The sequence below is a fragment of the Luteococcus struthionis genome, assembly GCF_048595755.1.
Taxonomy (GTDB): domain Bacteria; phylum Actinomycetota; class Actinomycetes; order Propionibacteriales; family Propionibacteriaceae; genus Luteococcus.
The window spans coordinates 648,261-661,859 of record NZ_CP184360.1 but is presented as its reverse complement, the minus strand read 5'-3'; the positions used below and the strand labels follow the sequence as shown (position 1 = coordinate 661,859).

7 protein-coding genes and 1 pseudogene are annotated in these 13,599 nt (G+C 67.1%); 3 read left to right on the top strand and 5 right to left on the bottom strand.

What is annotated here, in order from left to right:
• Positions 1-39: 39 nt before the first annotated feature.
• A complete protein-coding gene (locus ACOAMO_RS03125) occupies positions 40-2,673 on the bottom strand; it encodes a replicative DNA helicase (protein WP_420176139.1) in 2,634 nt (877 codons plus the stop codon).
• Between the two features lie 504 nt (positions 2,674-3,177).
• Between ACOAMO_RS03125 and ACOAMO_RS03120 the strand changes: the two genes are divergently transcribed.
• The 3 genes and pseudogenes from ACOAMO_RS03120 to ACOAMO_RS03110 all read left to right on the top strand — a co-directional run bounded on the left by ACOAMO_RS03120 (position 3,178) and on the right by ACOAMO_RS03110 (position 6,114).
• Complete coding sequence (locus ACOAMO_RS03120) at positions 3,178-3,474, top strand: metal-sensitive transcriptional regulator (protein ID WP_420176138.1); 297 nt, start codon at positions 3,178-3,180, stop codon at positions 3,472-3,474.
• A gap of 115 nt (positions 3,475-3,589) precedes the next feature.
• Positions 3,590-3,772: pseudogene (locus ACOAMO_RS03115) on the top strand (heavy-metal-associated domain-containing protein); the annotation flags it as partial.
• Positions 3,773-3,882: 110 nt separating this feature from the next.
• Entirely contained in the window at positions 3,883-6,114 is a 2,232-nt protein-coding gene (locus tag ACOAMO_RS03110) for a heavy metal translocating P-type ATPase (RefSeq protein ID WP_420176137.1), read from the top strand.
• A 75-nt stretch (positions 6,115-6,189) separates the two neighbouring features.
• Here ACOAMO_RS03110 and ACOAMO_RS03105 read toward each other — a convergent pair whose 3' ends face one another.
• From ACOAMO_RS03105 to ACOAMO_RS03090, 4 genes are all read right to left on the bottom strand, one after another.
• The gene (locus ACOAMO_RS03105) at positions 6,190-7,194 is read right to left on the bottom strand and encodes a dihydroorotate dehydrogenase-like protein (protein WP_420176957.1); all 1,005 of its coding nucleotides are present in this window, start codon (positions 7,192-7,194) and stop codon (positions 6,190-6,192) included.
• 166 nt (positions 7,195-7,360) lie between these two features.
• Entirely contained in the window at positions 7,361-11,089 is a 3,729-nt protein-coding gene (gene nifJ, locus ACOAMO_RS03100; protein WP_420176136.1) for a pyruvate:ferredoxin (flavodoxin) oxidoreductase, read from the bottom strand.
• On the bottom strand, positions 11,089-12,768 hold the full coding sequence (locus tag ACOAMO_RS03095) for an NAD(P)-binding protein (protein ID WP_420176135.1): 1,680 nt from the start codon (positions 12,766-12,768) through the stop codon (positions 11,089-11,091). Before ACOAMO_RS03095 ends, nifJ begins: the two co-directional genes overlap by 1 nt.
• Before the next feature lie 135 nt (positions 12,769-12,903).
• Positions 12,904-13,557: a GNAT family N-acetyltransferase gene (locus ACOAMO_RS03090; protein WP_420176134.1), complete on the bottom strand. Its 654-nt coding sequence runs from the start codon at positions 13,555-13,557 to the stop codon at positions 12,904-12,906.
• Between the last annotated feature and the right edge of the window lie 42 nt (positions 13,558-13,599).

Genomic DNA, 13,599 nt, shown 5'->3' with positions numbered 1-13,599 from the left:
GGGTGGGGGCGGATCAGTCATCGACACCCGCTGGCACGGTCAGTGCTGCATGTCCACGAAGCGGGAGTAGTGGCCCTGGAAGGCGGTCACGACGGTGTCGGTGCGGCCGTTTCGGTGCTTGGCGACGATCAGGTCGGCCTCGCCGGCGCGGCTGGATTCCTTGTCGTACACGTCGTCGCGGTGCAGCAGGATCACCATGTCGGCATCCTGCTCCAGGCTGTTGTGGACAACGATGCCGTCGGCAATGAAGTTGTGCGTCCCAAGGACCGTCGCGTCGTAGACCGGCTGATCTCCCAAGGGCTCGATGCTCTTGATCGAGTCCCAGTAGACATCGCTCGTGGCATGCCGTTCGAGAACCGGGTCTGCCAAGAGCGTGGCTACGCGTCCCAGACGCTCTCGGCTCGGAGCGTGCTTCCACAACGTCGAACCACAGAACTGGATGCCCATTGCCTCTGCGAATGCACGGTGGGTCATCCCCTGATCGGCCAGGTCACAACGCACGAGTTCCCAGACATCCTTGGGCACTGTGTCGAGATTCGGATTGGCACGCACATTGGCCAATCCCAGGTAGACCTCGTCGCACTTGGCGCCACGGGTGCCGTGGACGCCGATCTGTTCGCAGAAGACCCTCTGCTGTTGCACCCCATTGATGATCACGTGGTAACCGTCGCGGTAACCACTCTTGCGTGCCGTCTTGACACGGGCGACGATTCCGAAGCGGAGCAGCAGACCAGCAATGTCGTCGGCGAGTCGTCGGCTCGTGGTGGCGTAGTAGATCCGGCCCTGACCGGACTTCTCATCCCAACGCACAGACCCGTCGGTGGCCCACAGATGCCGCAGGAATGTGGCGACCTGGACGTTCGGAGCCTGGAAGACCTGAGAAGGAACGAACTTCTCGTGGCTCCGCAGACCGAACAGCCCAAGATCATCCAACCAGGCGGCGATGGGATTTCGTCGGCCATGGGTGAGTCGGAAGGGGGCCGGGAGGCGCAGGGTCGTCACGCGCGCCGCTGCATACTCGTCCCGAACTCCTGTGACGCCAAAGCGCCGGGCCGCGGCGTCCGTGACGGCTTGGAGATTGGCTTCGTCGATCGAGGCGTAGCGAATGGGCTGGCGCTTCACGAAGGAACCGTCACCGATCAGGTGGGCCAGTAGGACGAGCTCGTCCTCATCCATGGTTGCTGGCTCCAGCGGTTCGGGTGAGAGCCGAGGTGTGGCAAGGCGCGTTCCGGGCGCGAGCTCTCCCAACGGCATCCACCCGTCCCACGTCAGGAAGGGGTGGTTCGCCGTCGCCTCGATCACACGACCCGACGTCATCGTCAACCGGAAGACCGGCTTGGTCCCGCTGGGGAAGGCGTGCGTCATGGGGGCGGCAACCAACCGATGGTTCTCGTCGAGGGACCACACCGGAATGTTCGTCGCGCCGGAGTCGAGCAACTCGCCCATGGTGATCTCGGCACCCGTGTCCGCCCTGAGAACCCGGGTGGAGGCCGTCAGGCAACCCGACTCGCGAAGGTCGGAGAGCATCGGCTTCTTGTCGGTGCGCTGCTCGGGGCCACGGTTCAGCTGGGAGAGCGCGATCACGGGGATCTGGAGCTCCTTGGCCAGCAGCTTGATCTGGCGGCTGAACTCGGAGACCTCCAGCTGGCGGCTCTCCACCTTCTTGCCCGAGGTCATCAGCTGCATGTAGTCGATGATCACGAGCTTCAGGTCGTGGCGCTGCTTCAGGCGACGGGCCTTGGCGCGGATCTCCATCATGGTCAGGTTGGGCGAGTCGTCGATGTAGAAGGGCGCCTCGGAGACCTGCGCGGTCTTGCGCACCACCCTGCTCCAGTCCTCCTCGGTCATCTTGCCGCCGCGGATGTGGTTCAGCGGCACCTGCGCCTCGGCCGAGAGCAGACGCATCACGATCTCGGTCTGGCTCATCTCGAGCGAGAAGAAGGCCGTTGTCAGCTTGTGCTTGATGGCCGCAGCTCGCGCGAAGTCCAAGGCGAGGGTGGACTTTCCCACGGCGGGTCGCGCGGCGATGATGATCATCTGGCCGGCATGGAGGCCGTTGGTGAGGTCGTCGAGCTCGGCGAAGCCGGTCGGAACGCCGCTCATCTCCCCGCCACGGTTGGCGATGGACTCGATCTCGTCGATCGCGGGCTCGATGAGCACGCTCAGCGGCTTGTAGTCGTCGGAGGTCTTGCCCTCGCTGACCTCGTAGATGGTCTGCTGGGCCGCGTCGACGATGTCGGTGACGTCGCCCTGCCCCTGGTAGCCCATCTGCGCGATCTTGATCGACGCCTCCACCAGGCGCCGCAGCACCGCCTTGTCGCGCACGATCTCGGCGTAGTAACCGGCATTGGCGGCAATCGAGACGCTGGCCAAGAGGTCGGCCAGGTAGACGTGGCCGCCCACCTTGGAGATCTCGCCGCGCTTGCCGAGCTCGTCGGCGACGGTCACGGGATCGGCGGGCTCGCCGCGCCCGTAGAGGTCGAGGATGGCCTCGTAGATGAGTTCGTGGGCGGGGCGATAGAAGTCGCGCCCCTTGAGCACCTCGACGACGTCGGCGATGGCGTCCTTGCTCATCAGCATGGCGCCCAGGACGCTCTGTTCAGCGGCCAGATCCTGTGGGGGCGTGCGGTCGATCGGACTGCTCGCGCCATCCGGCGCCGACGACTCGCTCATGTTCCCCTCCTGGACTGGCCTGGGCGAGAGCCCTGCCGCGCTCCAACCTAGCCACCCCAATGGTGGGCGTCCAACGAGTCATCCACGGACTTGTCCACAGGTGGTGTGGACAGGATGTAGATGGATGTGGACTGCCGCGGGTGGCGCTGTGGAGAACGCTGGTTGAACGTGAGAACTCTCACTCTGCATGTCGGCATAAGTGGCGTTGACTAGCGGGTACAGGAAACTTGGGCTCAAGTCGACAAATTCCCGGGGGTTGCGAAGGTGAACGGATGGTGGCTGGGCATCCGTGGTGGGCAAGGATTCTCGGTGGCGGGGTGAAGTTGTCCACTGGAGTTATCCACAGAGGGTTGTGGATGGTGGAAGATCAATCGGCGCTGGCTTGGGGATTCTGCGTGAAAGTCATGCCGGGTGAGAGGTCAAGGCGACGAAGGGTCGTCGCTGCCCGACTCTCGCGAGGGGGCGGACTTGGGTGTCATACCCAAGGGGGGTACAGTAGAGCTCATGGAGCAGGAACACCATCACGGCTACATCGAGAACAAGGCCAACTATCTCAACCGCCTCAAGCGGATCGAGGGGCAGGCTCGTGGCCTGCAGAAGATGGTGGACGAGGAGAAGTACTGCATCGACATCCTCACCCAGATCTCGGCCATGACCAGTGCGCTGGAGTCGGTGGCGCTCGGGTTGCTGGACGAGCACCTGAACCACTGCGTGCTGCACGCGGCGCAACAGGGTGGGGACGAGGCAGACCTCAAGATCCAGGAAGCCAGCCGAGCGATCGCCCGACTGGTGCGCAGCTGACTCCACGCGGAAGGGGCAACGCATCCCGCTGCGCCGCCTCCGCAAGATCGACACCCATCGCACCAATCCCGCACCACAAGGAGAAACCGTGATCACCAATTACACCGTCACCGGCATGACCTGCGGTCACTGCGTCAACCACGTCACCGAGGAGGTCAGCGCCCTCGACGGCGTGCAGGCCGTCGACGTGCAGCTCGAGGGCGGCACCATGGCCGTCACCAGCGACAGCGAGATCGACTTCGCCAAGATCCAGGAGGCCGTGGCCGAAGCCGGCGATGACTACACCGTCGCCAAGGCCTGAGCGAGCCTTCCCTCGGTCACGCGCTGCACCAGCGCATGGCCGAGGGGCACCGCTCTTCATCCCCGGGTACCCGCCGGGAAAACACGAGAACATTTGAGAGGTAGTGGATGAGCACGTCAGCACCGACGAAGGAAGCCGTGCGCGACCAACGTCAGTCGATCGAGCTCGACCTGCAAGGCATGACGTGCGCGTCCTGTGCCGCCAGGATCGAGAAGAAACTCAACAAGGTCGACGGCGTGCAGGCCAGCGTCAACTACGCGACCGAACGGGTGCACCTGCTGGCGCCGCCCGAGGTCACCGTCCCCAACCTGATCGAGGTCGTCGAGAAGGCCGGCTATGGCGCCTCCGTGCCCGAGCCCGACGCGGTCCCCGTCGACCATGCGCGCGACCTCAAGATGCGCACCATCCGGGCCTTCATCTGGTCGGTGCCGATCGTGCTGATGGCGATGGTGCCCGTGATGCAGATCCCGGGCTGGCAGTGGTTCAGCTGGATCCTGGCCACCCCCGTCGTCTTCTGGAGCGGCTGGCCCTTCCACAAGGCCGCGTGGGTGAACGCCAAGCACGGCACCGCCACCATGGACACCCTGGTGAGCCTGGGCACCTTGGCCTCCTACTTCTGGAGCGTCTATTCGCTGTTCTTCAGCTATGCCGGCTACATCCCCTACAAGCACTCCTTCGAGCTGCACCTGGGGCACATGTCACCCGCCGGCAACATCTACTTCGAGAGCGCCGTGGTCATCATCAGCTTCCTGCTGTTGGGACGCTGGATCGAGGCGCGCAGCCGCCAGGAGGCCGGCGCGGCCCTGCGTTCCCTGCTGGAGATGGGCGCCAAGGAGGTCTGCGTGATCCGCGACGGCGTCGAGGTGATGCAGCCCATCGAGCAGCTCAAGCAGGGTGACGTCTTCGTCGTGCGTCCGGGAGAGAAGGTGGCCACCGACGGCGTGGTCGTCGAGGGCGCCAGCTCCGTGGACAACTCGATGATCACCGGCGAATCGGTGCCGGTGGACGTGACCGAGGGCGACGAGGTGATCGGCGCGACGGTCAACACCACGGGCCGCCTGCTGGTGCGTGCCACCGCGGTGGGCAGCGAGACCCAGCTGGCCCAGATCAGCCGACTGGTGGAGGCGGCGCAGACCGGCAAGGCCCAGGCCCAGCGCCTGGCCGACAAGATCTCGGGCGTCTTCGTGCCGATCGTGCTGGTGATCGCCTTCGCCACCCTGGTGGGCTGGCGCCTCTACGGCACCGGAATCGCCTTCGCCTTCTCCGCGGCGGTGGCCGTGTTGATCATCGCCTGCCCCTGCGCGCTGGGGCTGGCCACGCCCGTCGCCCTGCTGGCCGGCACCGGCCGCGGTGCCCAGCTCGGCATCGTGATTCGTGGCGCCCAGGTCTTGGAGAGCGCCCGTCGGGTGGGCACAGTGATCATGGACAAGACCGGCACCATCACCACCGGTGAGATGAGCGTGGCCGGGCTGACGCTGGCCGACGGGGTGGAGGAGGAGCACCTGCTGCGGGTGGCGGGTGCCGTCGAGCAGCCCTCCGAACATCCCATCGCCCAGGCCATCCATCGGCATGCCGGGTCGACCGAGACCGTCACCGGCTTCGAGAACATCCCCGGCCGCGGTGTGCGCGGCACGGTGGCCGGCGCCCAGGCGCTGGCCGGCAATGCGGCGATGCTGCAGGAACACGGCATCGAGGTGCCCCAGAACCTGCTGCACGCCGTCGAGGAGGGCGGACAGCTGGGGCGCACCGTCATCCTGGTGGCCCACGGCGGCCGGGCGCTGGGCGCCATCGCGGTGAGCGACACGATCAAGCCCACCAGCAAGCAGGCGATCGCCCACTTCAAGAAGTTGGGGCTGCGCACCGTCATGCTGACCGGAGACAACGAGCGTGCCGCCCGGGCGATGGCCGACGGTCTGCAGATCGACGAGGTGCACGCCGGCGTACTGCCCTCCGACAAGGTGGAGGTGGTCAGGAAGGCCCAACAGGACGGCCAGGTGGCCATGGTGGGCGACGGCGTCAACGACGCCGCGGCACTCACCCAGGCCGATCTGGGCATCGCCATGGGATCGGGCACCGACGCAGCGATCAATGCCAGTGACATCACCCTGATGCGCTCCGACCTGCTGCTGGCCGTCGACGCGATCCGGCTCAGCCGCCGCACCCTGGCGACCATCAAGTCGAACCTGTTCTGGGCCTTCTTCTACAACGTGGTGGCGATCCCCTTCGCCGCCGCTGGCTACATGAACCCGATGTTCGCGGGCGTGGCGATGGCCTTCAGCTCGGTCTTCGTCGTGCTGAACAGTCTGCGTCTGCGGGCCTTCCGGCCGATGGCGCACTGACGACCACAACCACCCGTCCAGCACGACAAGGGTCCCCGCTGCAGCTGCAGCGGGGACCCTTGTCGTGGATCGGGATCAGTGCCCGTAGATGGCCTTCGCACGCTCCAGCGCGGCCAGGTAGCCGGCACGCTCGTACACATCGGCCTGCACGTCGGCGGGAACCGCCAACAGACCACGGGCCTGCTCCAGCGTCATCTCCTTGCGGGCCAGCCAGCCGGCCAGACCGTCATTGAGCTGCTGGGCATAACCGGCGCCGTGGCGCACCAGGGCAGAGGTGGTCATGACCACGTCGGCGCCGGCCAGGATGTACTTCACGACGTCGTCGGAGGTCTCCACGCCGGTGGTGGCGGCCAGGGACGAGCTCACCCGTCCCCGAAGTGCCGCGATCCAGGTGCGGGGCAACCGGGCCTCGCTGGGCTGCGAGAGCTCCAGCCCGGGGACCACCTCGAGCTTCTCGATGTCGACGTCGGGCTGCAGGAAGCGGTTGAACAGCACCAGGCCGTCGGCGCCCGCCTCGCTCAGCCGCACCGCGGTGTGGCCGAAGGAGCTGAAGTAGGGCGACAGCTTCATCGCCACCGGCACCTTCACGGCATCCTTGACGCCCTGCAGGATCTCCAGGTGGCGTTCCTCGATCTCGGCGCCGGCCACCGACACCTCGCCGGGCACCAGGTAGACGTTGAGCTCGATGGCCGCGGCGCCGGCATCCTGCATCCGCCGGGCCACGTCCACCCAACCACCGTGCGTCGCACCGTTGACCGAGGCGATCAACGGAATGTCGAGCGCCTCGGCGCCCTGCTCCAGGAGCTCCAGGTAGCGATCGGTGATGCCGCCGGTGTTGGCTGCCTGGGTGGGGAAGTAGCTCATCGCCTCGGAGAAGCTCTCCTCGTGCAGCTCGGTCATGGCCTCGACCCGGGCCGCCTCGTGGCGCAGCTGCTCCTCGAACAGCGAGTACATCACCACCGCTCCCACGCCACCGTCGGCCAGCGCCTTCATGCCGTCGACGGTCTGCGAGAGCGGACCAGCCGAAGCCACCACCGGGCTGCGCAGCTCCAGGCCGACGTACTGGGTGGTCAGGTCCATCTGCACGGCGGGGCGGTGAGCCGGCGGCTCGGTGACGGTGCCGCCGCCCTGCTCATGGATCGGCACGACGCCGGGGCGCAGCTGGTCGGTGGCATTGGAACCTGCCGCCGACTTGGCCGCGGCCGAAGCCATCGCTGCCCGCAGGGCCTCGTTGATCTCTGCCATGTCAGGAATCCTTTCGTGCGTCGGCGGCAAACTCGTCGGCCGAGCGGGTCGCCATCCGTTCGTATTCCAACCAGCGACGCTCCACCTGCTGCTGGGCCAGGCCCAACAGGCGCTCGGCCTCGGCAGGATCGGCATTGACCAGCATCTTGAAGCGCAATTCGTTGGAGTGGTAGTCCTTCAACGTCAGCCTCGGACGCGGGGAGTCGAGCAGGAAGGGGTTCCCGCCGTCCTCCCGCACCACCGGGTTGTAGCGCATCAGCGGCCAATGGCCCGAGTTGACCGCCTTGTACTGCTGGTCGAGGCCCTTGCGCATGTCGATGCCGTGGGCGATGCAGTGGCTGTAGGCGATGATCAGGCTCGGCCCGTCGTAGGCTTCCGCCTCACGGAAGGCCTTCAGCGTCTGCTGCGGATCGGCGCCCATCGCCACCCGCGCTACGTAGACATTGCCATAGGCGATGGCCTGCAGCGCCATGTCCTTCTTGTTGGTGGTCTTGCCGCCGGAGGCGAACTTGGCCACCGCGCCGAGCGGGGTCGACTTGGAGCTCTGCCCACCGGTGTTGGAGTAGACCTCCGTGTCGAGCACCAGCACGTTCACATTGCGTCCGCTGGCCAGCACGTGGTCGACGCCACCCGAGCCGATGTCGTAGGCCCAGCCGTCGCCGCCGACGATCCACACCGAACGACGCAGCAGGTGGTCGCTGACGCTCTTCAGGTCGTCGACCAGGGGGCCACTCATACCGGCCAGCTTCTGGTTCAGCCGGTCCAGCCGCTCGGCCTGCAGGCTCAGCTGGCTCTCCAGAGTCTGGGGGGCGTTCAGCAGGCCATCGACGAGCTCGTCGTCGCCGATCTGCTCGCGCAGCTGCTCCAAGCGGGTACGGGCCAGGTTGGTCTGCAGGTCTGCCGCCAACCGCAGGCCCAGGCCGAACTCGGCATTGTCCTCGAAGAGCGAGTTCGACCAGGCCGGGCCGCGACCCTTGGCATTCTTGGCCCACGGGGTGGTGGGCAGGTTGCCGCCGTAGATCGACGAGCAGCCCGTCGCATTCGCCACACTGGCACGGTCACCGAAGAGCTGGGTGAGCAACTTCAGGTAGGGCGTCTCGCCACAGCCCGAGCAGGCACCCGAGAACTCGAACAACGGCTCCAGGAACTGGGTGCCGCGCACCGTGCCGAAGTCGACGCGAGACCGGTCGTTCATCGGGATGGTCTCGAAGAAGTCGACATTCTGCTTCTGCTCGGTGCGGTCCAGCACCGTCTCCAGGTTGATCGCCTTGCGCTGCGGCTGGCCGATCGGGTTGACCGGGCACGCCTCGACGCACAGGCCACAACCGGTGCAGTCCTCGGCATAGACCTGCAGGGTGTAGTGCGTCTCCGGCAGGCCGGCGGCGTCCAGCTCGACGGTCTCGAAGCCGTCGGGCTTGCCCTCCAGCTCACCGGGGCCGTAGTACTTGGCGCGCAGCACGGCGTGCGGGCAGACGAAGGAGCAGTTGCCGCACTGGATGCAGGCCTCCGGATCCCAGACCGCGATCAGGTCGCTGATGTTGCGCTTCTCGTACTTGGTGGTGCCCGACGGGTAGGAGCCGTCCACCGGCAGCGCCGAGACCGGCAGGTCGTCGCCACGGCCGGCCAGCATCGGGGCCGTCACCTTCTTCACGAACTTCGGCGCGAAGTCCGGCACCGGAGCGAGCAGGCCGTGCTCCGAGGTGACCCGGCCGGGGATCTCCAGGTGGTGCAGGTGCTCCACCGCCGCGTCGACGGCCTTGTGGTTCTTGGCGACGATCTCCATCGACTTCTTGGAGTAGGTCTTGGTGATCGCCTTCTTGATCTTCTCGATCGCCACGTCCTTGGGCAGGACGCCGGAGATCGCGAAGAAACCGGTCTGCAGCACCGTGTTGGTGCGCCCACCCAGGCCAGCGCTGCGGGCCACCGCATTGGCGTCCACCACGTGCACGTCGATGCCCAGCTCGATGATCTTGTTCTGCATCGGCTCGGGCAGCTTGTCCCAGACCTCCTCGGTCGGGTACGGCGAGTTGATCAGCAGGGTGGTTCCCTGCCGGGCGAACTCGAGCACGTCGACGCGCTCCAGGATCGACCAGTGGTGGCAGCCGATGAAGCTGGCCTTGCTCACCAGGTAGGGGGCCTTGACCGGGTTGGGGCCGAAACGCAGGTGGCTGACCGTGCGCGAACCCGACTTCTTCGAGTCGTAGACGAAGTAGCCCTGCGCGAAGCGTTCCGGATCGGAACCCAGGATCTTGATGGTGTTCTTGTTGGCGCCGACGGTGCCGTCGGAACCCAGGCCGTAGAAGACGGCCCGCACGGTGGCGGGATCCTCGATGTCGAGCTCGGCGTCGTAGTCGAGGCTCAGGTGGGTCACGTCGTCGTTGATGCCGACGGTGAAGCGCGGGCGGGGGCTGTCCAGCTGCAGCTCGTCGAAGATCGCCGCCACCATGCCCGGGGTGAACTCCTTGGAGGAGATGCCGTAGCGGCCGCCGATGACCAGCGGCATGGAGCTGCGATCGCCGCGGCTGACTGCCTCGCCCAGCGCCGTGACGACGTCCTGGAAGAGCGGCTCGCCATTGGCGCCCGGCTCCTTGGTGCGGTCGAGCACCGCGATGCGCTTGGCACTGGCCGGGATGGCCGCCAGCAGCTGTGCCGTGGGCAGCGGACGGTACAACCGCACCTGCAGCATGCCCACCTTCTGGCCCTGCCGGTTGAGGTAGTCGACGGTCTGCCCGACGGTCTCGGCGCCGGAGCCCATCACCACCACGACGCGATCGGCCTCGGGGTCACCGTGGTACTCCACCAGGTGGTACTGGCGGCCGGTGAGCTTGGCGAAGTTGTCCATCACCTTCTGGACCACCGAGGGGGCCCACACGTAGAAGGGGTTGGCCGTCTCGCGGCTCTGGAAGTGGGTGTCCGGGTTCTGGGCGGTGCCGCGGATGAAGGGGTTGGCCGGGCTGAGGGCCCGGGCCCGGTGCTCCTGCACCAGCGTCTCGGGCACCATCGCCTTCAGCACCTCGTCGGACAGTCGCTCCAGGGTGTTCAGCTCGTGGCTGGTGCGGAAGCCGTCGAAGAAGTGCACGAAGGGCAGCCGGGTGTGCATGGTGGCCACCTGGCTGATCAGCGCCATGTCGTGAGCCTCCTGCACGCTGGCGGAGCTGAGCAGCGCGACGCCGGTCTGGCGCACCGCCATCACGTCCTGGTGGTCACCGAAGATGCTCAGGCCCTGGGTGGCCAGCGACCGCGCGGCGACGTGGAAGACCGTGCTGGTCAGCTCGCCGGCGATCTTGTACATGTTCGGGATCATCAGCAGCAGGCCCTGGCTGGCGGTGAAGGTGGTGCACATGGCACCGCCCTGCAGCGCGCCGTGCATGGCGCCGGCCGCGCCCGCCTCGGACTGCATCTCGATGACGGTGGGCACCTGGCCGAAGATGTTCGTGCGGCCGTGGCTGGCCCACTCGTCGGCCAGCTCGGCCATCGTCGAGCTGGGGGTGATGGGGTAGATGCTGCACAGTTCGTTGAGGCGGTAGGCGACGTCGACCGCGGCCTCGTTGCCGTCGACGATCAGCCGCTCGCCGGGCTCCACCGGCGACGGGTCATGCCCACCCGGCTGGCCATAGGGAGCGGTGACGCTCTCCGGCATGGGTGGGACGAAGGCCCCGTGGATGCCGGCGCGCTGGTCGCGTACCGGCTCCTGGGGAAAGAGCTTGTAGGACTTCTGCTTCTCGGACATCAGTTCTCCGGAATCATCTCGATGGCGTGCACGGGGCACTGGTCGTAACAGGAGGCGCAACCCGTGCACTTCTCGTAGTCGAAGCGGTAGCGGTGGCCCTTGCCGAGCTTGATGACGGCATCCTCGGGGCAGGCGCCCAGACACCCGTCGCACTCGAAGCAGTTGCCGCAGCTCAGGCACCGCTTGGCCTCGAAGGTGGCCTGGTCGGCATCCAGGCCGCCCACCACCTCGTCGAAGGTGACACGCTCGTCGACGGCCAGCTCGGGCTGCTCGCGACGGGTGTGGCCGTCGCCGAAGTACCACAGGTGCAGGTCGTCGAAACCGACGATGGGATGCTTCACCTTGCGCTGGTGGACGGCGTTGTTCAGGAAGGCGTCAATCTGCTTGGCGGCCTTCTTGCCGTGGCCCACGCCGACGGTGACGGTGCGCTCGCTGGGCACCGCGTCACCACCGGCGAAGATGCCGGGCACGTCGGTCATCAGGGTCTCGGGATTGACGTTCACGACGTCACCGTCGAAGCTCATGCCCGGAATGTTGCGCAGGAAGGCGGTGTCGGACTCCTGGCCGATCGCCAGGATCACCGTGTCGGCCTCGAGCTTCTCGAAACGGCCGGTGCCGCGGGCCTTGCCGTTCTCGTCGAGCTCCATGATCTCGACGGTCAGGTCGGCCTCGTCCATCGAGCTGATGGTGCGCAGCCAGTTCATCTTGACGCCCTCGCGCTCGGCCTCGCTGGCCTCCTCCGCATGGGCGGGCATCTGGTCCTTGGTGCGGCGGTAGACGATCACCGACTCCTCGGCACCCAGGCGCCGCGCCACGCGAGCCGCGTCCATGGCGGTGTTACCGGCGCCGTAGACCGCCACCTTGCGGCCCAGCACGGGCCGCTCGCCGCTGGCCACGTCGCGCAGGAAGCTGACGGCATCCACCATGCGGCCCGCGTCCTGGTTGGGGATGTCGACGCGCTTGGACAGGTGGGCGCCGACGGCGACGAAGACGGCGTCGAAGTTGCCCTCGCGCTGCTCGGTCTCCAGGTCTTCCACCACGTGGTTGTTGGTGATCTTCACGCCCATCTGCACCAGGCGGTCCACCTCGGCGTCCAGCACATTGCGGGGCAGACGGTATTCGGGGATGCCGTAGCGCATCATGCCGCCCGGCAGCGGCGCCGAGTCACGGATCTCCACCTGGTGGCCCAGGCGGGTCAGGTGGTAGGCGGCGCTCAGGCCCGAGGGGCCGGCGCCGATCACCAGCACCTTGTGGCCGGAGCGGTGGCGGGGCTTCTCGAACTGCCAGCCATTGAGGATGCCCTCGTCGCCCAGGAAGCGCTCCACCGAGTGGATGCTCACCGAGCCGTCCAGCTCCTTGCGATTGCACACCGCCTCGCAGGGGTGGTAGCAGACGCGGCCATGGATGGCGGGAAAGGGGTTGTCGCGGGTCAGCTGACGCCAGGCGGCCTCGGTCTGGCCGTGCTTGATCAGGCGCAGCCACTCCTGGATGTTCTCGCCGGCGGGGCAGCCCGCATTGCACGGCGGCAACATGTCGAGGTAGACCGGCATTCGGGTGCGCACTGGCCCCACGCGGCCGGAGGCACCTGCCAGGTCCGGAACCTGGGTGATGTCACCACGGCCGGGCTGGGCCTGCAGCCCCGGGGTGACGGATGGCTGGTTGGGTGCTGGCTGGCTCATGTTGAATCCCTCCACGTCGGACGCGACGCGCGGCGTCCACTACCAGCGATAGTAGTCACGCCATTCGAGCTGTGGCGGGGCGGGTACGGCTACTTCTCCGGGCGGGGCCGTGACAAAGGCGTGACAGGACAGCCTTCAGGGCTGGCTCGGGCGCCACATGCGGAACATGGGACGGTCGAACCAGCTGGGGCCGCAGCCCACCTCGAGGCCGTCGGGGACGAAGCCATTGCGCCGGTAGAAGGCCTCGGCGCGCGGATTGTCGCGCAGGATCCACAACCATGCCGCGCGGCCACCACCCGAGGGGGCCGCCAAGGCGACGTCGAGCAGTGCCTGGCCCATTCCCGAGCCATGGGCGACGGCGCGGGTGTAGAGGTGGTCCAGGTTGAAGCTCACCGGCGGTTCGGGATTGGAGAAGTACACGCGCTCCCACGGGGCCATGCCCTCCCCGGAGGCCACCGCTCCCAGCACCTCACCCGCCAGGGGACCGTCGTCGGCCACCGCCAGCCAGTGGCTGCGAATCGGCGCGCGCCCGGCCGTCAGGGCCTGCTGCATCTCGAGGAGTTCGTCGAGCGTCTCCTGCACCTCCTGGCGGAAACGGTCGCGACGCATCTGGGCGAAGGCAGGCGGCATGATGTGCGCATAGGTCTCGGCCAGGCACTCGATGTGGCACTGCACCATGAAGGGCGCATCCTCGGGGGTCGCTGGCCTGATCTCGAAGGAGGGGGCCTCGACAGGCTCGGCCACCGTTTCGGTCCCCGGGCTCGGCTGTTCGGTTTGCGGGTCCGCCATTTCGTTCCCCGGGCCCGCCGTTTCGGTCCCCGAGTCTGCAGC